The following is a 20,539-nucleotide window of genomic DNA, read 5'->3' on the forward strand; positions in this document are numbered from 1 at the left end:
ACACCCGCACCGGCGCCCCGCACCCGCTCCGACGCCGACACCCGCACCGGCACCCCGCACCCGCTCCGACGCCGATACCCGCACCGACACCGACACCGGCACCGGCACCGGCACCGGCAGCCTCCGCGTCACACAGGCGCCGCCGTCTTACGCCTCGCCCCGCCCGGCGCGGCGTCGCCCGCCGCGATGCCCGTGCTGCGGTAGGCGCGGACGGCCTTGCCCGCCGGGCGGCCGTTGCCGCCGGCGAGCCAGTCCACGCGGACCCACAGGAGGGCTTCGCCGTCCTGTTCGCGGCGGCCGATCCAGGCGGACTTCAGCCACAGGCCGACGCCGCAGCCGGCCATCAGCAGTCCGCCGGCGGCAGGGACGGCGAAGGCGCTGCCCAGGGCGGCGAGGAAGGCGAGGAGCAGCCACCAGCGGTGACCACGGCGCCAGTTGCGCAGTGTCACCGCGCGATCCTGGAGCACGTCGTGCTTGCCCGCGCGGTCCGCCGAGCGGGCCAGGGCGGTGTACCGCTTTCGGCGCACGGACGCGACGGCCGCCGCCGCGACGATGAACAGCGCGGCGCCCGCCAGGACGCCGATGCGGCGTCCGGTCAGCCCCGGCACCAGCACCCCGATGCCCGCCGCCAGTACGCCCAGCCACCACAGCGGTGCCGCCCCCGCCCGTACGACTACGGCGACCCGAGCCAGCCCCTGTCCTCCGCGCGCCACGTCCGGCCTCCTGTCCCGTTCTGCTTCCGCAATGCGTCTGAAGGGTGTGCGGCGAGGCAGGTTAGCGGGAGAAGGTGAGACGAATCTGAGAACGCGGCCGCCGGTGCCGGCGCCCGCGTCAGTCCACGAAGAGCCCCCGCACCGCCGCCTTCGTGTCGAACTCCTCCAGCCGGGCCTGGGCGTCCGGCAGGTCGTCGCACATGGCCTCCAGCAGCACCCGGCCGAGCAGCATCGGCGCGCAGGCGGTGTCGAAGGCGAGGCCGGTGCCGACGGCGGCGGGCAGCAGCAGGTCGGAGACCTTGGCGACCGGCGCGAAGGCGGAGTCGGCGACGGTCACCACCGTGAGCCCCGTCTCCTTGGCGTGGGCGAGCGTGTCGACGACCTCGCGCGGGTGACGGGGCAGGGCGAAGCAGAGCAGGGTGGTCGCGCCGGCCCGGACGGCGGCGTCGATGCGGTCGTGGACCATCGTGCCGCCCTCGTTCAGGAGCCGGACGTCCGGGTGGACCTTGGCGGCGAAGTAGGCGAAGCCGTGCGCCTGGGACGCGGCCGCCCGCAGTCCGAGGACGGGCAGGGGCCGGCTCCCGGCGAGGAGGCGGCCCGCCTCCCGCACCGGACCGGGGTCGGCGAGCGCCTCCGCCAGATGGCGCAGGTTCTCGATCTCGGCCTCCACGGCCTGCTGGTACTCGTTGCAGGAGCCGGTGTCCGCGGCCGGTTCCGCGGGAGCGACCTCGCGCAGGTGGCGGCGCAGCGCCGGGTACCCGTCGAAGCCGAGAGCGACGGCGAAGCGGGTCACGGACGGCTGGCTGACCCCGGCCAGCTCGGCGAGCTCCACGCTGGACAGGAAGGGCACCTCGGAGGCGCGCCGCACCATGCTGTGCGCGATGCGCCGCTGGGTCGGCGTCAGCCGATGCCCCTCGAAGAGCGCCTGCAACCGCACGGCCGGGCTGTCGGTCCCGCTGTTCCCGCTCATGACGTGCTCCCCCTCGCCGCTATTCACCGTCCCCGATTCCTGCATACCGTTATACAGCGAGGCGGCGCCCCGCACGACGCCGAGCGTCCCCCTGAGGGCCGCCCCAGCCACGAGACGGGGGCTAACCCCAGTGCCGCCGACGCCCCGGCTGCCTACCGTGGGAGCCATGACGGGAACGGACGGGCGGGACACCGACCTCAAGAAGGAACTCGACGCCACTCTGCAGACCCGCAGGGAACTCGGCGAGGAGTACGAGTCCGCGCTGGTCGAATCCTTCCTGGAGAAGGTCGACCAGCGCATCGACTCAACGGTCGAGCGCCGGGTGCGCCGGCAGCTCGCCGAGCAGCAGATGGCGGCGGCCCGGGACAGCCGGTCGCCGAGGCCCACGGACTCCTTCGGCGAGCGCTTCGGCTTCGGCATCGTCTCGCTGGTCCTCGCGGTCCCGCTGTCCGCGATCGGCGGCGGCGTCGCCGACCTCCCCGGACTGCTCGTCGCCTGGGCCGGCATCGTCGGGGTGAACGTCGTCCAGGCCGCCCGGACCAGCCCCGGCCTCTTCGGACGGCTCCGGCGCGCCGACAAGGACGACAACGCCTGGCAGGACTGAGAAAGAACTGCGCGGGGACCGCCGCACCCCCATCACTGGGGGGCGGGACGACGGCGGTCCCCGCGGGGACGCGCGCGGTGCCGGGCCTCACGGCCGGGGCGGCGCGTCCGTGGCGTCCATGGAGGTCCGGGAGCCGCTCCGGAAGGTCCTTGACGCCGTTCGTTGCCGCCGGGACGGGGAGCCGCTCCCGCCCTGCCGACAACCACCACTGTGCCGGGCCCGTGTTAAGCGTGTGCTGCGCGAACGTGACGTGCGCGTACCACTTCCACGAAGTCCGCGGAGATCATCGGGCGCCCCGGATCCGGCCGCACGGCCGCCCGTTCACCCGGCGTTCACCGCGGCTTCCCGCTACTTCCCACGGTCTGCTGCGGCTTCCCGCTACTTCCCGCTCTTCGCGAGGAAGGACAGCAGGTCCTGACGGCTCACCACGCCGGTCGGCTTGCCCTCGACGAGGACGATCGCCGCGTCCGCGACACCGAGCACCGACATCAGGTCCGCGACCGGCTCGCCGGAACCGACCTGCGGCAGCGGCGCGGACATGTGCTTCTCCAGCGGGTCCTCCAGCGAGGCGCGCTTGGCGAACAGGGCGTCCAGCAGCTCGCGTTCCACGACCGAGCCGACGACCTCGGCGGCCATCACGTCCGGGTGACCGGCGCCGGGCTTGACGATCGGCATCTGCGAGACGCCGTACTCGCGCAGCACGTCGATGGCCTGGCCGACCGTCTCGTCCGGGTGCATGTGGACGAGGGACGGGATGTGGCCGCCCTCCTTGTGGTTCAGGACGTCGGCGACGCGCGCGCTGGGGCCGGCGTCCTCCAGGAAGCCGTAGTCGGCCATCCACTCGTCGTTGAAGATCTTGCTGAGGTACCCGCGCCCGCTGTCCGGGAGGAGTACGACGACCACGTCGTCCTCGCCGAGCCGCGCGGCCACCTCCAGCGCCGCGACGACCGCCATGCCGCAGGAGCCGCCCACCAGCAGGCCCTCCTCCTTGGCGAGGCGGCGGGTCATCTGGAAGGAGTCCTTGTCGGAGACGGCGACGATTTCGTCGGCGACGTTCCGGTCGTAGGCCGTCGGCCAGAAGTCCTCACCGACGCCCTCGACGAGGTAGGGGCGCCCCGAGCCGCCGGAGTACACCGAGCCCTCGGGGTCGGCGCCGACCACCTTGACCGCGCCGTCGCTGGCCTCCTTGAGGTAGCGCCCGGTGCCGGAGATGGTGCCGCCGGTGCCGACGCCCGCGACGAAGTGGGTGATCTTCCCCTCCGTCTGCTCCCACAGCTCGGGGCCGGTCGAGTGGTAGTGGGAGAGCGGGTTGTGCGGGTTGGAGTACTGGTCCGGCTTCCAGGCGCCCGGCGTCTCGCGGACCAGGCGGTCGGAGACGTTGTAGTAGGAGTCCGGGTGCTCGGGGTCGACCGCCGTCGGGCAGACGACCACCTCGGCGCCGTACGCGCGCAGCACGTTGATCTTGTCGGTGGACACCTTGTCAGGGCAGACGAAGATGCACTTGTAGCCCTTCTGCTGGGCCACGATCGCGAGACCCACGCCCGTGTTGCCGCTGGTCGGCTCGACGATCGTGCCGCCCGGCCGCAGGGCACCGCTCTGCTCGGCGGCCTCGATCATGCGCAGGGCGATGCGGTCCTTCACCGAGCCGCCCGGGTTGAAGTACTCCACCTTGGCCAGGACGGTCGCCCTGATGCCCTTGGTCACGCTGTTGAGCCGCACCAGCGGGGTGTTGCCGACGAGGCTGATCATCGAGTCGTGGAAATGCACCGTGGTCTCCGGATGCCGCAAAGGATGTGTCGTTATCGGTCCGGCCAGCCTATGGCCTGCGGATGCCCCGTGACGGTCGTTCACTCCCCGTTGAGATTGGGCGACCGTCCGTACGGGGCAAGCAGTGGGTGTACGGGTTGGAGGAGATGGCGGCGACGTATGACGAGCATGTCGAGGGCGAGGGTGGCCCGGCGGATCGCGGCCGGCGCGGCGTACGGCGGCGGCGGCATCGGGCTGGCCGGTGCGGCCACGGTCGGTCTGCTGCTGGCGGAGGTGCAGCTGGCCAGGCGCCGGGTGGGCATCGGCACACCCGACCGGGTACCGAACGCGCAGGGGCTGTACGGCGGCATTCCGCCGACGGCGGGTGAACCGCCGCTGCGGCTGATGATGCTGGGCGATTCCACGGCCGCCGGGCAGGGCGTGCACCGGGCCGGGCAGACGCCGGGCGCGCTGCTGGCGTCGGGGCTCGCGGCGGTGGCGGAGCGGCCGGTGGAGCTGGGGTCGGTCGCGGCGCCGGGGGCCTGTTCGGACGACCTGGACCGGCAGGTGGCGCTGGTGCTCGCGGATCCGGGCCGGGTGCCCGACATCTGCGTCATCATGATCGGCGCGAACGACGTCACCCACCGGATGCCGGCGACCACCTCGGTCCGGCACCTGTCGGGTGCGGTACGGCGGCTGCGCACCGCCGGTGCGGAGGTGGTGGTCGGCACCTGCCCGGACCTGGGCACGATCGAGCGGGTGCGGCAGCCGCTGCGCTGGCTGGCCCGGCGGACCTCGCGGCAGTTGGCGGCGGCGCAGACCATCGGTGTGGTGGAGCAGGGCGGGCGCACGGTCTCGCTGGGCGATCTGCTGGGCCCGGAGTTCGCCGAGAACCCGCGGGAGCTGTTCGGCCCCGACAACTACCACCCCTCCGCCGAGGGGTACGCCACGGCCGCGATGGCGGTACTGCCGTCGGTGTGCGCCGCGCTCGGCCTGTGGCCGGCCGAGGAGGAGCGCCCCGACGCGCTGCGCCGCGAGGGCTTCCTGCCGGTGGCGCGGGCGGCCGCGGAGGCCGCGTCGGAGGCGGGCACGGAGGTCGCGGCGGCGATGCCCACGGGGCCGCGGGGGCCCTGGGCGCTGCTCAAGCGCCGGCGGCGGCGCCGGGTGGCGGAGGCGGAGCCGGCGACGTCGGCGCAGCCGAGGTAGAAGGGCGCGGCACTCACCGGCGCTCGCCGGGTGCGGCTGCGCCCACCCGTGCCGCCCTGGGGGCACCTCTCGGGCCGTTCGGGCACTGGGGGAGGCACGACTGCCCGCGACTACGACGGCGCCAAGCAAGCGCTTAGAAAGTTGCGGTCCATGTCACACACCCAGACCCGTGACCCAGGCCATACGTCCGGGTAACTTCCCCAGCAGCCGCCCAACCTCTCTCTCCCGCCCGCCGCCCGACCACCATCCCTCAACGAGGCGCTACGCGCCGCATCTTCTTCATTGGAGCCGTGATGCCCGAAGCCGTGATCGTCTCAGCCACCCGCTCCCCCATCGGCCGCGCCTTCAAGGGCTCCCTCAAGGACCTGCGCCCCGACGACCTCGCCGCCACGATCATCCAGGCCGCTCTCGCCAAGGTTCCCGAGCTGGACCCCCGGGACATCGACGACCTGATGCTCGGCTGCGGCCTGCCCGGCGGCGAGCAGGGCAACAACCTCGGCCGGATCGTCGCCGTCGAGATGGGCATGGACCACCTGCCCGGCTGCACCGTCACCCGGTACTGCTCCTCGTCCCTGCAGACCTCCCGGATGGCCCTGCACGCGATCAAGGCCGGCGAGGGCGACGTCTTCATCTCGGCCGGTGTCGAGATGGTCTCCCGGTTCGCCAAGGGCAACTCCGACAGCCTGCCGGACACCCGGAACCCGCTGTTCGCCGAGGCCGAGGCCCGTACCGCCGAGGTCGCCCAGCAGGAGGGCACCACCTGGCACGACCCGCGCGAGGACGGCCTGGTCCCCGACCCGTACATCGCGATGGGCCAGACCGCCGAGAACCTCGCCCGCGCCAAGGGCATCACCCGGCAGGACATGGACGAGTTCGGCGTCCGCTCGCAGAACCTCGCCGAGGAAGCCATCAAGAACGGCTTCTGGGAGCGCGAGATCACCCCGGTGACCCTCCCCGACGGCACGGTCGTCTCCAAGGACGACGGCCCCCGCGCCGGCGTCACCCTGGAGGGCGTCCAGGGCCTCAAGCCCGTCTTCCGCCCCGACGGCCTGGTCACCGCCGGCAACTGCTGCCCGCTCAACGACGGCGCCGCCGCCCTCGTCATCATGAGCGACACCAAGGCCCGGGAACTGGGCCTGACCCCGCTCGCCCGCATCGTCTCCACCGGCGTCTCCGGCCTCTCCCCCGAGATCATGGGCCTCGGTCCGGTCGAGGCGAGCAAGCAGGCGCTGTCCCGCGCCGGGCTGACCATCGACGACATCGACCTGGTCGAGATCAACGAGGCGTTCGCCGCGCAGGTCATCCCCTCCTACCGCGACCTCGGCATCCCGCTGGAGAAGCTCAACGTCAACGGCGGCGCCATCGCCGTCGGCCACCCCTTCGGCATGACCGGCGCCCGCATCACCGGCACGCTGATCAACTCCCTCCAGACGCACGACAAGCAGTTCGGCCTGGAGACCATGTGCGTCGGCGGCGGCCAGGGCATGGCCATGGTCATCGAGCGCCTGAGCTGACCGGAACCCCGCTGCCGGAAGACGGTCGGTAGCGCCTGGGAGACCCAGCGTGACAGCACGGCCCGGAACCCCGTACGCCCCAGGGTTCTGGGCCGTTTTGTGACCCAATCTCCCTCAGGATGTGACCTACCTCTCCCTCCCCCTTGATTTACGCAGGTCAGACCAGCCACACCCCTACCTTCCGGGCCCAAAGTCCTGTCCGTTTCGTGACGTTACGCACTGACAGGCGGATAGTCCTCCCTTCAAGCTGATGTAGGAAGTCGGGGGTCGACTTTGAACCGGGAGTACGTCAGTGAGCGCCATGCCGATCGCCCTGCTGCTCACCACGGCCGCCACCGGCGCCGTGGGCGTCGCCGTCCTGCGCAGCATTCTGGTGCTGCGCCGGCAGGTGGCGGCGCTGCGCACCGAGCTGGCCGAGAGCCGCGCCGCCGCCACGCGCGGCCGCGTGCCCGCAGCACGCACCACCGCCGACGCCGAGGAGATACGCGCCGCCGTCGCGGACGCGCTCGCCGAGGAGCGCGAGCGCGAGCTCGCCGAGGCGCGGGCCTTCTGGGCCGCCCAGGAGTCCCGGGACGCCTCCGACGCGCCCCTGCTGCTCGGCCTGTCCGACAGTGAGCTGTTCCTGCCCCGCCAGGCGGATTTCGCGGGTCTGGAGCCCGTGATCGAGCCGGGCGCGGACACCGACGAGCCGTCCGCGATGGACGCGGGCCCCAGGGAGTCCGCCGAGCTGGCCGCCGCCCGCCGCCGGCACCCCTCGCACCCGGACTTCGTGCCGAACCCGTCGCCGGCCGTGGGCGACCACGAGCGCACCGTCGCCACGCTCGAGGAGCTGGCCGAGTCGAGTGTCGCGCTGGCGGACGTCCGCCCGGGCCCGCTGGGCACCCTCGACGTGTACGTCTTCGCCGACGGCACCACGCTGTGCATGACCCCGGGTCACCGCGAGACCGCGGAGCGCCTGGCCGCCGCGCTGGGCGCGGGCCAGACGCCGTACCTCCTCGGCGGCTCGGGGATCTCCGGCGCCTACACGCTGACCTTCGCCTGCGGCGAGGAGAACGTGTACATCCTGGCGGACCGCGTCATCGCGTCCCTCTAAACACTTCCCTGACCAGGCACTTCCCGGTCAGGTGACTTCCCTGACCGGGTGTTTCCGGTCCGGCCACTTCCCTGACCGGGTGTTTCCGGTCCGGTCACTCCCCGGCTTTCCGGGGCGTCAGACCCCGGCCCGCTTGCGGGCCTCCTCCACGAGCCCCACCGCTTCCTCCACCTGGCCCTCGTCGCTCAGCACGAGGGCCAAGTCGTGTGCGGCGACGGCGATCTGGTCGGCGGCGGCGAACATCCCCGCGTCCGGCATCTCCCGCGGCTCGGTCCCCGGTTCCTCCACCAGCTGGGCGCGCCGGGACAGCTCCCTGGCCAGCTCCAGCGCCTCGGCGGCGGCCCCGCGTTGCAGTCTGCTCTGCGGGGCGGCCCGCAACCGGTCGGCGAAGTCGTCCACGGCACGGGTCAAAGGCGTCGTATCAACCACGGCGCGAGCGTACGCGCCCCTCCGGGACTGTTGCCAACGGGCGAACGCTCAGGCACGGTGACCTGAAGGACCGGCTTACATCCCCTTTCGCCCGGAGGCGCCGATGTCCCAAGTCTTCTCCGCGGAGACCCATCGCAACATGCTCGCCCGCATCCCCCACTGCACCGGTCGTGAGATCTCCGACTGGCTGCGCACCGTCGAGGACGGCCCCTCCCTCTTCCGCTTCGAGGAGAAGGTCAGCTGGCTTCGCCACGAACACGACCTCGCGTACGGCCACGCGAAGGCGATCATCCACGAGTACGACCTGAGAAGGGCCGCGCGCAAGCTGCGCTGAGCGCGCGCCTCGGCCACGACGACGAAGGGCCCCGGGCACAAGCCCGGGGCCCTTCGTCTCCGACACCGGCCGCGACTCGTCGAGTCGCCGCCGGGTCGGGTACCGCTAGTCGCTGCTGTTCAGGATCGCGATCAGCCGCAGGAACTCCAGGTACAGCCACACCAGCGTCAGCGTGAGGCCGAAGGCGGCGAACCAGGCCTCCTCGCGCGGGGCGCCGTAGGCCAGGCCGTCCTCGACCTGCTTGAAGTCCAGGGCCAGGAAGCAGGCGCCGAGGATGATGCCGACGATGCCGAAGACGATGCCGAGCGTGCCGCTGCGGAAGCCGAGGCCGTCACCGCCGCCGAAGACGGCGAACAGCAGGTTCACCATCATCAGGAAGACGAAGCCGAGCGCGGCCGCCATCACGAAGCCGTAGAAGCGGCGGTTGACGCGGATCCAGCCGGCCTTGTAGGCGATCAGCACACCGGCGAAGACCGCCATCGTGCCGATCACGGCCTGCATGGCCGCGCCGTCGGCGATGCGGTTGTCGACGACGCTGGAGACGACGCCGAGGAAGACACCCTCGAACGCCGCGTAGGACAGGATCAGCGCGGGCGTGGGCTTGCGCTTGAAGGACTGGACGAGCGCCAGGACCATGCCGATCACCGCGGCACCGATACCGATGCCGTAGGAGCGGCCGATGTTGGCGTCGTCCACGGGCAGCAGCGCCCACGCGAGTGCGGCCGTCACCACGAGTACGCCGAGCGTGCTCGCCGTACGGATGACGACGTCGTCCATCGTCATCCGGCCGGTGGTGGCCGGCGCCTGCGGCGGCGCGCCCTGCTGCAGGTCCTGCTGGGCGTACGGGTTCTGCGCGTACGGGTTCTGCGCGTACGGGTCGCCGGCGGGCTGGGCGTACGGGTTGCCCTGCGTGCCCTGCGCGTACGGGTTGCCCTGCGTGGCGACGGCGGGACCCCCGGCCTGCGGCGCGGCGTTGAAGCCCGCGTAGCCGTTGTCGCGGCTGAACCCCCGTCGCGAGAAGACCGGGTTTCTGCTCCTCATTTCACTCCTCCATGGCCACACGACGCAGCCTTGGGCTCAAGAGTAATGGAACGGCAAAGGAATGACCCTACTGCTTGGGGAGGATCTTTCCCTGCTCCTGCCGGACAACACGCTACGCGGAACCGTGATTCCCCTCACCGGCGGGGGCAGGCGGGCGGGTGTCCGTTCACCCGATCGGGAAACCGGTGTACGCCTCGGCGAGGTCGGTCTCGGCGGCGCGGGAGGAGACGATCCGGTCGAGGCGGGCCAGCTGGAGCCGGTTCTCGAAGGGGGTGGCGTCGGGGGCGGGGTGCAGGAGGGTCGTCATGTCGTACGAGAACCGCTCGGCCTGCCAGACCCGGCGCAGGCAGGTCGCGGAGTAGGCGTCGAGGAGTTCGTCGGAGCCGGTCCCGGTGCGGTGGGCCAGCGCCCGCGCGAAGGTGACGACGTCGCCGACGGCGAGGTTGAGGCCCTTGGCGCCGGTGGGCGGCACGATGTGCGCGGCGTCACCGGCCAGGAAGAGGCGGCCGTGCCGCATGGGCTCGTGGACGTAGGAGCGCATGGGGGTGACCGACTTCTGGGTGATCGGGCCCCGGTTCAGGACCCAGTCGTCGTCGGTCTCGAAGCGGCGTTCCAGCTCGGCCCAGATCTCCTCGTCGCTCCAGCTCTCGGCGTCCGTGTCCGCGGGCACCTGGAGGTAGAGGCGGGAGACGGACGGGGAGCGCATGGAGAGCAGGGCGAAGCCGCGGTCGTGGCGGGCGTAGACCAGCTCGTCGTGCGAGGGGGTGACGTCGGCGAGGACGCCGAGCCAGCCGAAGGGGTACGTCCGTTCGAAGGTGCGGCTCAGTCCGGCCGGGACCGCCGCCCGGGCCACGCCCCAGAAGCCGTCACAGCCGACGACGTAGTCGCACTCCAGGACATCCTCGGCGCCCCCCTGACGGAAGCGGACGCGTGGGCGGTCGGTCTCGGCGCCCTCCACGGCCAGCGCCTCGGCCTCGAACAGCAGCCGGCCGCCCTCCTCGAGCTGGAGGGCGATGAGGTCCTTGCAGACCTCTGTCTGGGCGTAGACCATGACGGACCTGCCGCCGGTGAGCGCGGGGAAGTCCACGCGGTGGCGTCGCCGGTCGAAGCGCAGCTCGATGCCGTCGTGGGGCAGCCCCTCCCGGTCCATCCGCTCCCCGGCCCCGGCCGCGCGCAGGACGTCCACGGTGCCCTGCTCCAGGATTCCGGCGCGCTGCCGCCGCTCGACGTAGGCGCGGTCGCGGCTCTCCAGGACGACCGAGTCGATCCCGGCGTTGTGCAGCAGCCGGGCGAGGAGGAGTCCGGCGGGGCCGGCCCCGATGATGCCGACGGTGGTGCGCATCGGTCGTTCCCTTCGATTGGCGTCGTTGCCGCGAGGAGGTTCGCTGGTGTTCGCACAGCGGTTGTTCGCGTAGTGAAAATTCCTTCACCGATTACCGGGAGGAGTTTCCGGCCGCGCGCACCCCGCTGTCAACGGTTCGAGGGGAAGTTCCGGAGGATCGACGACCTCGGAAGTGCCCGGAGCCGGACTTGAACCGGCACGCCCCCGAGGGGGCAGCGAGGTTTAAGCTCGCCGTGTCTGCATTCCACCATCCGGGCAGGCCATGGGCTCCGCGTCGAGTGCCCCGAGCCTATCGGGACGCCCCCCTCGAACAGCGGGCGGGCGGACCGATGTTGTCTTATTTTATTGGCGCCTGAGGGGGCATCAGCTCCGGGGACAGGCCATCCACACTCGCCAACACCCTCGCGTGCGTGGGTCGGCCACGCATGCGGAATGACGGAATTTCACCGTCTCTACAAGGGCGCCCGCCCCGTTCTCGCGCCGGCGGCTCCGCGGCGGGCCCGTCGGGGTCGCCCGTCATCCGCAGGTATGACACCGGCCCGCGCCGTCCGACCGAAGTCGCCCCTCGAAACCGGAACAGCGGCTGACTACACGCCGCCGTACGGCCGGAAGGATGGAGAACGTCCCCGAACACACGCCGTACCGACAGGAGCACCCTTCCCGTGACCACCGCACCCATCGCCGACCGGTCCACCACCGTGGCCGCACGCGCCACGGAGCTTTCCAAGATCTACGGCCAGGGCGAGACCCAGGTGGTCGCCCTGGACCGGGTCTCCGTCGACTTCCGGCAGGCCGAGTTCACCGCGATCATGGGCCCCTCCGGCTCCGGCAAGTCCACGCTGATGCACTGCGTCGCCGGGCTGGACACCTTCTCCTCCGGCTCGGTGCGCATCGGCGAGACGGAACTGGGCTCCCTGAAGGACAAGCAGCTGACCAAGCTGCGCCGGGACAAGATCGGCTTCATCTTCCAGGCGTTCAACCTGCTGCCGACGCTGACCGCGCTGGAGAACATCACCCTCCCGATGGACATCGCGGGCCGCAAGCCGGACAAGCAGTGGCTGGACTCAGTGATCCGCATGATCGGACTGTCCGACCGGCTCGGCCACCGTCCCTCCCAGCTCTCCGGCGGCCAGCAGCAGCGCGTGGCCGTGGCGCGGGCGCTGGCCTCCCGGCCGGAGATCATCTTCGGTGACGAGCCGACCGGAAACCTCGACTCCCGCTCGGGCGCCGAGGTGCTGGGCTTCCTGCGCAACTCGGTGCGGGAGCTGGGGCAGACCGTGGTGATGGTGACCCACGACCCGGTGGCCGCCGCCTACGCGGACCGGGTGGTCTTCCTCGCGGACGGGCGCGTCGTCGACGAGATGTACGGGCCGACGGCCGACTCGGTGCTGGACCGCATGAAGCAGTTCGACGCCAAGGGCCGCACCAGCTGACGTCCCGCCCGCCTCTCCCCCGTACGTCTGGACAGAGAAGACCCATGTTCCGTACCGCCTTGCGCAACGTATTCGCGCACAAGGCCAGGCTGTTGATGACCGTGCTCGCCGTGATGCTCGGCGTGGCGTTCGTGTCGGGCACCCTGGTCTTCACCAACACCATCTCCGACGCCCTGCAGAACAGCTCCGCCAAGGGCTTCGACCAGGTCGACGTCGCCGTGACCACCGAGTACCAGGAGGCGAAGGGCGACAAGGTCGGCGAGGCCCCCGAACTGACCGACGCCCTCCTCGACGACAGCGCGAAGGTGCCCGGCGCGGCCTCCGCCATCGGCGTGGTGACCGGGTTCACCGCCGTCGCCGACAAGGACGGCGACCTGATCGGCGACGGCTGGAGCACGCAGGGCGGCAACTACTGGGGCGCCGAGGACCCCCGGTACCCGCTGACCGACGGGCACGCCCCGAAGGGCGCCGGCGAGATCCTCATCGACTCCGAGACCGCCGAGCGCACCGGCTACGGCGTCGGTGACACCGTGCGGATGTCCGTGGACGGCCCGGTCATCACCCCGAAGGTCGTCGGCGTCTTCACCACCGAGGACGGCAACGTCGCGGCCGGCGGCAGCCTCACCCTGTTCGACACGGCGACCGCGCAGAAGCTGTTCGGCAAGGTGGGCACGTACGACGAGATCGACGTCAAGGCGAAGGCCGGTGTCACGCAGGCCGCGCTGAAGGCGCAGCTGGACGAGGCGCTGCCGAAGGACCTCGTCGAGACGACCACGGGCAAGGAACTGGCCGACGACCAGGCGGAGACGATCGCCTCGTCGATGAGCGGCATGAAGCAGGGACTGCTGGTCTTCGCCGGCATCGCGCTGTTCGTCGGCACGTTCATCATCGCCAACACCTTCACCATGCTGGTCGCCCAGCGCACCAAGGAGCTGGCCCTGATGCGGGCCGTCGGCGCCTCCCGCCGGCAGGTCACGCGGTCGGTGCTGATCGAGGCGTTCGTGGTCGGTGTCGTCGCCGCGGTGACCGGCCTGCTCGCGGGCATCGGCATCGGCGCCGGGATGCGCTCCCTGATGGACTCGATGGGGGCGGTCGTGCCCGACGGGCCGCTGGTGGTCTCGCCCGGCACGATCGTCACGGCCCTCGCGGTCGGCGTCCTGGTCACCATGCTGGCGGCGTGGCTGCCCGGCCGCCGGGCGGCGAAGATTCCGCCGGTCGCGGCGATGAGCAGCGTGCACGCCAAGGCCACGACGAAGTCGCTGGTGCTGCGCAACACGCTGGGCGCGCTGGTCTCGGCCGCCGGTGTCGCGGTCGTCCTCGCGGCCACGACGATGAGCGGCTCCGACGGGCAGGCCCCGATGGGCCTGGGCGCGGTGCTGCTGATCATCGGCGTGTTCATCCTGACGCCGCTGCTCTCCCGCCCGCTGATCGCCGCAGCGGCTCCGGTGCTGCGCGTGTTCGGCGTCTCGGGCAAGCTCGCCCGGCAGAACTCGGTGCGCAACCCGCGCCGCACCGCCGCCACCGCCTCCGCGCTGATGATCGGCCTCACCCTGATCACCGGCATGACGGTGATGGCGGGCAGCCTGCAGAAGTCGATCGACAAGATGGCGTCGGCGTCGATCGAGGCCGACTACGTGGTCTCCATGGCCAACGGCAACCACCTCGCCCCGGACGTCGCCGAGAAGCTCGGCAAGGCCGACGGGATCACCGCCATCAGCCCGCTGCGCAACGCGGAGTCCCGTATCAACGGGGAGACCGAGTACCTCACCGGCGTCAACGGCTCCACCATCGGCGAGCTGACCGACCTCAAGGTCGAGCAGGGCGCCTTCGAGGTCGGCGGCACCGACGTCGTCGTGGACGCCGACACCGCCGAGGACCACGGCTGGAAGGCCGGCTCCGCCTTCACCGCCTCCTACGAGGACGGCGAGAAGCAGCGGCTGACGGTCGCCGGTGTCTACGAGGGCAACGAGATGATCCGCGGCATCATGGTCGACCTTCCGACCGTCACCCCGCACCTGTCGGACCCGGTCGACATGCAGGTGATGGTGAAGATGTCCGACGGGGCCTCGGCGGCCGCGAAGGACAGTCTGACGCAGGCGCTGGACACCAACCCGGCGATCAAGATCCAGGACAAGAAGGACATCTCCAACGAGATCGCGAAGATGTTCACGCTGATGCTGAACATGCTCTACGGCCTGCTGGCCATGGCGGTGATCGTGGCCGTCCTCGGTGTCATCAACACCCTGGCCATGTCGGTCTTCGAGCGCTCCCAGGAGATCGGGATGCTGCGGGCGATCGGCCTGGACCGCAAGGGCATCAAGCGGATGGTCCGCCTGGAGTCCCTGGTGATCTCCCTGTTCGGCGGGGTGCTCGGCATCGGCCTGGGCGTGTTCTTCGGCTGGGCGGCCGGTGAGCTGATGGGCACCACGATGGCGACGTACGAACTGGTCCTGCCGTGGGGCCGGATGGGCGTCTTCCTGCTGCTGGCCGCCGTGGTGGGCGTCCTGGCGGCGCTGTGGCCGGCCCGCAGGGCGGCCCGCCTGAACATGCTCGACGCCATCAAGGCCGAGTAGCCGGTACGTGTGGACAGGGCCCCGTTCCGCAGGGAGCGGGGCCCTTCGCCGTGCGCTCGGAGGTCAGTTCCAGGTGCGGGCGCGCAGCGGCATCCCGGAGCCGCCCGGCTCGGGGGTCTTCACGGCGAGGACCTGGTTGACGCCGATGCGGTTGCGTTCGAAGGCGAGCGCCGAGGCGGCCATGTACAGCTGCCAGACACGGGCGCGGCCGGGGCTGACCAGCCGTGTGGCCGCCGCCCAGTGGGACTCCAGGTTGGCGACCCAGTGGCGCAGGGTGAGCGCGTAGTGCTCGCGGATCGACTCCACGTCACGCACCTCGAACCCGGCGCGCTCCAGCTGGGTGACCGTGGTGCCGACCGGGGCCAGTTCGCCGTCGGGGAAGACGTAGGCGTCGATGAACTCGTCCACGTGGTAGGCGGTCTCGTCCCGCCGGGGGCGGCGGGCGATCTGGTGGTTCAGCAGCCGCCCGCCCGGCTTGAGGAGCTTGAACAGGTCGACGGCGTACTCCAGGTACCGCTCGGCGCCGACGTGCTCGGCCATACCGATGGACGAGATGGCGTCGTACGGCCCGTCGGCGACGTCCCGGTAGTCCTGGACGCGGATCTCCACCCGGTCGGTGAGCCCCTCGTCGGCGACGCGCTTGCGGGCGAACGCGGCCTGCTCCTGGGACAGCGTGACGCCGACGACGTGCACGCCGTGCTCGCGGGCCGCGTGGATCGCCATGGAACCCCAGCCGCAGCCGACGTCGAGGAGGCGCTGACCGGGACTCAGGCCCAGCTTCCGGCTGACCAGTTCGAGCTTGTCGCGCTGGGCGTCCTCCAGGGTGCCGCCCTCGGCCGGGAGGGCCGGCCAGTAGGCGCAGGAGTACACCATGGACGGACCGAGGACCAGCTCGTAGAAGTCGTTGCCGACGTCGTAGTGGTGGCTGATGGCCCGTCTGTCGGTGCGCTTGGTGTGCAGGTGGCCGCGGGCCCGGCGGACCTCCTCCGGCGGCGGGGCGGGCGGCAGCGGCGGCCCGGCGAGCCTGACCAGGCCGCGTACGGCGGCCCGGACCTCGGGGTCGCGGAGCGCCTCGACGAGGCCGCGGGCGTCCTCGTCGCGCTCCCAGAGGAGACCGGAGAGGAGACCGAGGGCGGCGTAGAGGTCGCCGTCCACGTCGAGGTCACCGGCCACCCAGGCCCGGGCCAGGCCCAGTTCGCCCGGCTTGAACAGCAGGCGGCGCAGGGCCCTGCGGTTGCGGACGACGAGGGTCGGCGCGCCCGGCGGCCCCGCCTGCGAACCGTCCCAGGCGCGGATGCGCACCGGGAGTGGTGCTCCCAGCAACTGTTCGAAGAGGCTCTGCAGCCGCAGCGCGGCGTCAGCCATGGCGTACCTCCGTGACGAGCGATCCCGGAATGTCCAACACCACGTAAACACCTGGGAGCCCGCCGTACAGTCCCCGGCGCGCGTTACGACTGGGCAAAGTACCTGTACACACCACGAGGTTTTTCGCCCCGTCGGCGCAGCGCGAAGGGGCCGCCCGCACCACGGATGGCGGGCGGCCCCTTCGGGGGACTACTGCTGGAGGCGACCGGAGGTCAGGAGGCCTTGGCCTTCTCCTCGGACTTCTCCGACTTCGCGGCCTGCTCGCCCTTGTCGGCGGCCTTCGGCGCGGCGGCCGGCGCCGGCTTGGCGGCCTCGTAGAACTCCTCGCGCGGGGTCTCCATCGCGCCGAGGGAGACGACCTCGCGCTTGAGGAACATGCCGAGCGTCCAGTCCGCGAAGACGCGGATCTTCCGGTTGAAGGTCGGCATCGCCATGCCGTGGTAGCCGCGGTGCATGTACCAGGCGAGGCGGCCCTTGAGCTTGATCTTCATCTTGCCCATGACGATCATCGCGACGCCCTTGTGCAGGCCGAGGCCCGCCACCGCGCCCTTGTTGGCGTGGCTGTAGTCCTTCTGCGGGAAGCCCCGCATACCGGAGATCACGTTGTCGCCGAGGACCTTGGCCTGGCGCAGCGCGTGCTGGGCGTTCGGCGGGCACCAGGCGTTCTCGTTGCCCGCCTTGCGGCCGACGAGGTCCGGCACCTGGGCGTTGTCGCCCGCGGCCCAGATGTAGTCGGTGCCCTTGACCTGGAGGGTCGGCTCGCAGTCGACGTGGCCGCGGGGACCCAGCGGCAGGCCGAAGCGGGTCAGCGCCGGGTTCGGCTTGACGCCGGCCGTCCAGACGATGGTGCTGGAGTCGACCTCCAGGCCGTTCTTCAGCACCACGTGGCCGTCGACGCAGGAGTCCATGGAGGTGGACAGGTAGACCTCGACGCCGCGGCCCTCGAGGTGCTCCTTGCCGTACTGGCCGAGCTTGGGACCGACCTCGGGGAGGATCTTGTCGGCGGCGTCCACGAGGATGAAGCGCATGTCCTCGCGGGAGACGTTCTTGTAGTACTTGGCCGCGTCGCGGGCCATGTCCTCGACCTCACCGATGGTCTCCGCGCCGGCGAAGCCGCCGCCGATGAAGACGAAGGTGAGCGCTTTGCGGCGGATCTCCTCGTCGGTGGTGGAGTCGGCCTTGTCGAGCTGCTCCAGGACGTGGTTGCGCAGGCCGATGGACTCCTCGATGCCCTTCATGCCGATGCCCTGCTCGGCGAGGCCGGGGATCGGGAAGGTGCGGGAGACCGCGCCCATGGCGATGACCAGGTAGTCGAAGGGCAGCTCGTACGCCTCGCCCACCAGGGGGGAGATCGTGGCGACCTTGCGGTCCTGGTCGATGGTGGTGACCCGGCCGGTGAGGACCTCCGCCTTCGGAAGCACGCGCCGCAGGGGGACGACGACGTGCCGCGGGGAGATGTTGCCGGCGGCGGCTTCGGGGAGGAAGGGCTGGTAGGTCATGTACGACCGCGGGTCGACGACGGTGACGGTCGCCTCGCCGTAACGCATCTTCTTCTGGATGCGTCGAGCTGCGTACAGGCCTACGTACCCACCGCCTACTACGAGGATCCTGGGACGCTCCGTGGTGCTCATGCCATCGAGTATCCACCCGCTTGAGGGGGGTGGTTCGTGCGCCCCTTCACAAGCTTCGGTGGGGGCTGTGCTACCATCCGCGACCCACGTGACGGAGATCATGGCGGAGAGTGGAACCAGCGTGTAGTGCACCCCGTTGTCAATGCCGCGTGAGCTGCTCCTCCGCACTTCCGCGGACGGTGGACCACCCCCTCCGGATGCCTCCCGGAGACCCCTCCGAAGCACCGTCCTGAACATGTTCAAAGGGCAGTTGAAACCCCAAAAGGGTCAACCGGCGCGCTTTCGTCGTCCCACAGGGCCCAATTCCTTGTGAAGAACTTCACGAAGTTTCCCGACGGGATGTCACCGAGGGGCCCCGAAGGACCCCTCGACACCCGCTCAATCGTCGTACGTCCTGCTCAGACCGCGACCGCCGGCGCCTACGCCACCGACCACGCGATGCCGTCGAGGATGTCGTGCTCGCTCACGACGACCTCCTCCGCGCCCGTCCGCTCCATGATCGAGAGCAGGACGAGCGCGCCCGCTCCGATCACGTCGACGCGCCCCGGATGCATGGAGGGAACGGCCGCGCGCTCGGCGTGCGTGGAGCGCAGCAGCCAGTCGGTGATCTCCCGGACCCGGTCGCGGGAGACACGCGAGTGGTGGATGGCGGCCGAGTCGTACTCCGGCAGCTCCTGCGCGATCGCCGACACCGTCGTCACCGAGCCGGCCAGCCCGACCAGCGTGCGCGCCTCGCGCAGCGGCACCGTCTGCTCGGCGAGGTCCAGGGCCGCCTCGATGTCGGCCCGCATCGCCGCGACCTGCTCGGCGGTGGGCGGGTCGGTCACCGCACCGCCGTTCACCAGGTGCCGCTCGGTCATCCGCACACAGCCGACGTCCACGGAGCGGGCCGCGCGCACGTGGTCGCCGCCGACGACGAACTCGGTCGAGCCGCCGCCGATGTCGACGACCAGGTACGGCTTGTCGAGGTGGTCGCGGCCCGCCAGCTCCTTGGTGGCGCCGGTGAACGAGAACTCCGCCTCCTGGCCGCCCGAGATGACCTCCGGCTCCACGCCGAGGATGTCCAGCACCCCGCGTACGAAGTCGTCCCGGTTCTCCGCGTCGCGGGAGGCGGAGGTCGCCACGAAGCGCAGCCGTTCGGCGCCGTGCTCCTTGACGACCTCGGCGTACTCGCGGCAGGCCGCGAAGGTCCGCGCCAGCGCCTCGGGGGCCAGCCGGCCGGTCCGGTCGACGCCCTGACCGAGCCGCACGATGGTCATGCGGCGGTCCAGGTCGGTCAGCTCACCGGTCGCCGGGTCGGCGTCGGCGACCAGGAGCCGGATGGAGTTCGTACCGCAGTCGATGGCGGCGACACGGGTCACTGGGCGTCCCCCTGGTCGGTGGGCGCCACACACGGCCCCTTGCGCCACCACTCCGGCAGCATCGCGATCGCCTCGTCGCCCAGCGGGTTGACGCCGGGACCGGCCGCCAGCGAGTGGGCGACCAGGACGTGCAGGCACTTGACCCGGTCGGGCATGCCGCCCGCGCTCGGGAAGCCGGCCAGCTCCTCGATCTCGTCACGCCGCCGGATGTAGTCCTCGTGCGCGGCGCGGTAGGCGTCGGCCAGCTCCGGGTCGGCGGCGAGGCGCTCGGTCATCTCCTTCATCACGCCGTTCGCCTCCAGCGTGCCGATCGCGGAGGCCGCCTTCGGGCAGGTCAGGTAGTACAGCGTGGGGAAGGGCGTGCCGTCGGGCAGCCGCGGCGCCGTCTCCACGACGTCCGGCTGTCCGCACGGACAGCGGTGCGCGATGGCGCGCAGGCCGCGCGGAGGGCGCCCGAGCTGCTGCTTGAAGGCCTCGACGTCCGCGTCGGTGGGCTCGGTGCGCGGGGTGGTCGGCGGGGGAGTCTGCATGACTGTCTTCTGCTGGTCTTCCTGTTGAGTCACTGCCGGCGCGGTCGGTTCACGGCCGGCGGGCGGCGGCGTCGGCCTTGTCGACGCCGTCCCAGACGTTCCGGTACCAGGGGCGGTCGGCCCCGCCGGCCTCGGCACGGGCCTGCTTGGCGGCGTCCGGGTCGACGACGACGAATCCCGTCTCCCCCGGCATCACATAGTGCAGCCTCAGCCGGATCTGCTGCTCGGCGTAGGCGTCGTCCTGCCAGCGTGCCTTGAGGTCGCGCAGGTCCTCGACCCGGTCCCGGGTCTCCTGCCGCTCCCGCTGGAGATCGGCGATCTCGGCGCGCTGGGCGACGTACTGCCGTATCGGATAGGCGAGCGCCACGACGAGCGAGCAGAGCACCATCGCGAGCAGCGCGGCCCGGCCGGTCAGCCGGGAGCGGCGGGCCTGGCGCTTGGTCTGCGAGCGGTAGACCCGGGCCGCGGTCTGCTCCCCGATGATCCGGATCCTGGTCGCGGTGGAGAAACGGTCCCGGTCCTTCACCGCCATGTCTGTCCCCGCCTTCAGTCCACACGTGCGTACGTCCCCGCACACGGTACGGGACCGAGTACGGGGACGTACGTACGACGCTGCCTACCGGCGGGTGGCGCTCAGCCCTTGCCGCGCCTACT

Annotated in this window: 18 protein-coding genes and 1 tRNA gene; 7 read left to right on the top strand and 12 right to left on the bottom strand. The window is 71.4% G+C overall.

Annotated features, from left to right (window positions below; all coding sequences use genetic code 11):
• Nucleotides 1–128: 128 nt before the first annotated feature.
• On the bottom strand, nt 129–713 hold the full coding sequence (locus ACIQ6R_RS17460; RefSeq protein ID WP_404222267.1) for a hypothetical protein: 585 nt from the start codon (nt 711–713) through the stop codon (nt 129–131).
• Nucleotides 714–831: 118 nt separating this feature from the next.
• Nucleotides 832–1,683 carry a MurR/RpiR family transcriptional regulator gene (locus tag ACIQ6R_RS17465; RefSeq protein ID WP_404175392.1) on the bottom strand — a complete coding sequence of 284 codons (852 nt, stop codon included), beginning with the start codon at nt 1,681–1,683 and terminating at the stop codon, nt 832–834.
• A 166-nt stretch (nt 1,684–1,849) separates the two neighbouring features.
• On the opposite strand from ACIQ6R_RS17465, the gene ACIQ6R_RS17470 reads away from it, so the two are divergent.
• Nucleotides 1,850–2,287, top strand: coding sequence for a hypothetical protein (locus ACIQ6R_RS17470; RefSeq protein ID WP_404175395.1), 438 nt, complete (start codon nt 1,850–1,852; stop codon nt 2,285–2,287).
• Nucleotides 2,288–2,665: 378 nt separating this feature from the next.
• Here the strand turns inward: ACIQ6R_RS17470 and ACIQ6R_RS17475 are convergent, their stop codons facing one another.
• Nucleotides 2,666–4,054: a cystathionine beta-synthase gene (locus tag ACIQ6R_RS17475; RefSeq protein ID WP_404175398.1), complete on the bottom strand. Its 1,389-nt coding sequence runs from the start codon at nt 4,052–4,054 to the stop codon at nt 2,666–2,668.
• A gap of 159 nt (nt 4,055–4,213) precedes the next feature.
• On the opposite strand from ACIQ6R_RS17475, the gene ACIQ6R_RS17480 reads away from it, so the two are divergent.
• The 3 genes from ACIQ6R_RS17480 (at nt 4,214) to ACIQ6R_RS17490 (ending at nt 7,846) form a co-directional block, all read left to right on the top strand.
• On the top strand, nt 4,214–5,239 hold the full coding sequence (locus tag ACIQ6R_RS17480; protein WP_404222269.1) for an SGNH/GDSL hydrolase family protein: 1,026 nt from the start codon (nt 4,214–4,216) through the stop codon (nt 5,237–5,239).
• A gap of 293 nt (nt 5,240–5,532) precedes the next feature.
• On the top strand, nt 5,533–6,753 hold the full coding sequence (locus ACIQ6R_RS17485; protein WP_310873012.1) for an acetyl-CoA C-acetyltransferase: 1,221 nt from the start codon (nt 5,533–5,535) through the stop codon (nt 6,751–6,753).
• 292 nt (nt 6,754–7,045) lie between these two features.
• A complete protein-coding gene (locus ACIQ6R_RS17490; protein WP_404222271.1) occupies nt 7,046–7,846 on the top strand; it encodes a hypothetical protein in 801 nt (266 codons plus the stop codon).
• Nucleotides 7,847–7,963: 117 nt separating this feature from the next.
• Here ACIQ6R_RS17490 and ACIQ6R_RS17495 read toward each other — a convergent pair whose 3' ends face one another.
• Nucleotides 7,964–8,245: a hypothetical protein gene (locus ACIQ6R_RS17495; RefSeq protein ID WP_404176651.1), complete on the bottom strand. Its 282-nt coding sequence runs from the start codon at nt 8,243–8,245 to the stop codon at nt 7,964–7,966.
• 133 nt (nt 8,246–8,378) lie between these two features.
• Here ACIQ6R_RS17495 and ACIQ6R_RS17500 point away from each other — a divergent pair, with 133 nt between their 5' ends.
• Nucleotides 8,379–8,609 carry a DUF4287 domain-containing protein gene (locus ACIQ6R_RS17500; protein ID WP_404175409.1) on the top strand — a complete coding sequence of 77 codons (231 nt, stop codon included), beginning with the start codon at nt 8,379–8,381 and terminating at the stop codon, nt 8,607–8,609.
• Between the two features lie 105 nt (nt 8,610–8,714).
• On the opposite strand, the gene ACIQ6R_RS17505 is transcribed toward ACIQ6R_RS17500, so the two are convergent.
• From ACIQ6R_RS17505 to ACIQ6R_RS17515, 3 genes are all read right to left on the bottom strand, one after another.
• On the bottom strand, nt 8,715–9,650 hold the full coding sequence (locus tag ACIQ6R_RS17505) for a Bax inhibitor-1/YccA family protein (protein WP_404175410.1): 936 nt from the start codon (nt 9,648–9,650) through the stop codon (nt 8,715–8,717).
• 166 nt (nt 9,651–9,816) lie between these two features.
• A complete protein-coding gene (locus ACIQ6R_RS17510; protein ID WP_404222273.1) occupies nt 9,817–10,992 on the bottom strand; it encodes a 4-hydroxybenzoate 3-monooxygenase in 1,176 nt (391 codons plus the stop codon).
• Nucleotides 10,993–11,165: 173 nt separating this feature from the next.
• A tRNA-Leu gene (locus tag ACIQ6R_RS17515) sits at nt 11,166–11,249 on the bottom strand.
• 405 nt (nt 11,250–11,654) lie between these two features.
• Here ACIQ6R_RS17515 and ACIQ6R_RS17520 point away from each other — a divergent pair.
• Together ACIQ6R_RS17520 and ACIQ6R_RS17525 are read left to right on the top strand one after the other, a co-directional pair.
• Nucleotides 11,655–12,425, top strand: coding sequence for an ABC transporter ATP-binding protein (locus tag ACIQ6R_RS17520; protein WP_404175416.1), 771 nt, complete (start codon nt 11,655–11,657; stop codon nt 12,423–12,425).
• 44 nt (nt 12,426–12,469) lie between these two features.
• Nucleotides 12,470–14,998 (top strand): ABC transporter permease, encoded by a 2,529-nt coding sequence (locus ACIQ6R_RS17525; protein WP_404222275.1) that lies wholly within the window; start codon nt 12,470–12,472, stop codon nt 14,996–14,998.
• A gap of 63 nt (nt 14,999–15,061) precedes the next feature.
• Here the strand turns inward: ACIQ6R_RS17525 and ACIQ6R_RS17530 are convergent, their stop codons facing one another.
• The 5 genes from ACIQ6R_RS17530 to ACIQ6R_RS17550 form a co-directional block, all read right to left on the bottom strand.
• Complete coding sequence (locus ACIQ6R_RS17530) at nt 15,062–16,363, bottom strand: class I SAM-dependent methyltransferase (protein WP_404222277.1); 1,302 nt, start codon at nt 16,361–16,363, stop codon at nt 15,062–15,064.
• A gap of 212 nt (nt 16,364–16,575) precedes the next feature.
• Entirely contained in the window at nt 16,576–17,994 is a 1,419-nt protein-coding gene (locus ACIQ6R_RS17535; protein ID WP_404175424.1) for an NAD(P)/FAD-dependent oxidoreductase, read from the bottom strand.
• Nucleotides 17,995–18,413: 419 nt separating this feature from the next.
• On the bottom strand, nt 18,414–19,355 hold the full coding sequence (locus tag ACIQ6R_RS17540) for an exopolyphosphatase (protein ID WP_404222279.1): 942 nt from the start codon (nt 19,353–19,355) through the stop codon (nt 18,414–18,416).
• Nucleotides 19,352–19,885, bottom strand: coding sequence for a DUF501 domain-containing protein (locus tag ACIQ6R_RS17545; RefSeq protein ID WP_404222281.1), 534 nt, complete (start codon nt 19,883–19,885; stop codon nt 19,352–19,354). Before ACIQ6R_RS17545 ends, ACIQ6R_RS17540 begins: the two co-directional genes overlap by 4 nt.
• 49 nt (nt 19,886–19,934) lie before the next feature.
• Entirely contained in the window at nt 19,935–20,417 is a 483-nt protein-coding gene (locus ACIQ6R_RS17550; RefSeq protein ID WP_404175432.1) for a septum formation initiator family protein, read from the bottom strand.
• Nucleotides 20,418–20,539: the final 122 nt, after the last annotated feature.

This window comes from Streptomyces sp. NPDC096048, from assembly GCF_044763415.1.
Taxonomy (GTDB): domain Bacteria; phylum Actinomycetota; class Actinomycetes; order Streptomycetales; family Streptomycetaceae; genus Streptomyces.

Bases quoted from the DNA above. Each gene is read 5' to 3' on its own strand.
- ACIQ6R_RS17550 (WP_404175432.1), bottom strand. From the start codon at position 20,417: ATGGCGGTGAAGGACCGGGACCGTTTCTCCACCGCGACCAGGATCCGG.
- ACIQ6R_RS17465 (WP_404175392.1), bottom strand. From the start codon at position 1,683: ATGAGCGGGAACAGCGGGACCGACAGCCCGGCCGTGCGGTTGCAGGCG.
- ACIQ6R_RS17500 (WP_404175409.1), top strand. From the start codon at position 8,379: ATGTCCCAAGTCTTCTCCGCGGAGACCCATCGCAACATGCTCGCCCGC.
- ACIQ6R_RS17525 (WP_404222275.1), top strand. From the start codon at position 12,470: ATGTTCCGTACCGCCTTGCGCAACGTATTCGCGCACAAGGCCAGGCTG.
- ACIQ6R_RS17470 (WP_404175395.1), top strand. From the start codon at position 1,850: ATGACGGGAACGGACGGGCGGGACACCGACCTCAAGAAGGAACTCGAC.
- ACIQ6R_RS17510 (WP_404222273.1), bottom strand. From the start codon at position 10,992: ATGCGCACCACCGTCGGCATCATCGGGGCCGGCCCCGCCGGACTCCTC.
- ACIQ6R_RS17505 (WP_404175410.1), bottom strand. From the start codon at position 9,650: ATGAGGAGCAGAAACCCGGTCTTCTCGCGACGGGGGTTCAGCCGCGAC.
- ACIQ6R_RS17480 (WP_404222269.1), top strand. From the start codon at position 4,214: ATGACGAGCATGTCGAGGGCGAGGGTGGCCCGGCGGATCGCGGCCGGC.
- ACIQ6R_RS17535 (WP_404175424.1), bottom strand. From the start codon at position 17,994: ATGAGCACCACGGAGCGTCCCAGGATCCTCGTAGTAGGCGGTGGGTAC.
- ACIQ6R_RS17545 (WP_404222281.1), bottom strand. From the start codon at position 19,885: ATGCAGACTCCCCCGCCGACCACCCCGCGCACCGAGCCCACCGACGCG.
- ACIQ6R_RS17530 (WP_404222277.1), bottom strand. From the start codon at position 16,363: ATGGCTGACGCCGCGCTGCGGCTGCAGAGCCTCTTCGAACAGTTGCTG.
- ACIQ6R_RS17485 (WP_310873012.1), top strand. From the start codon at position 5,533: ATGCCCGAAGCCGTGATCGTCTCAGCCACCCGCTCCCCCATCGGCCGC.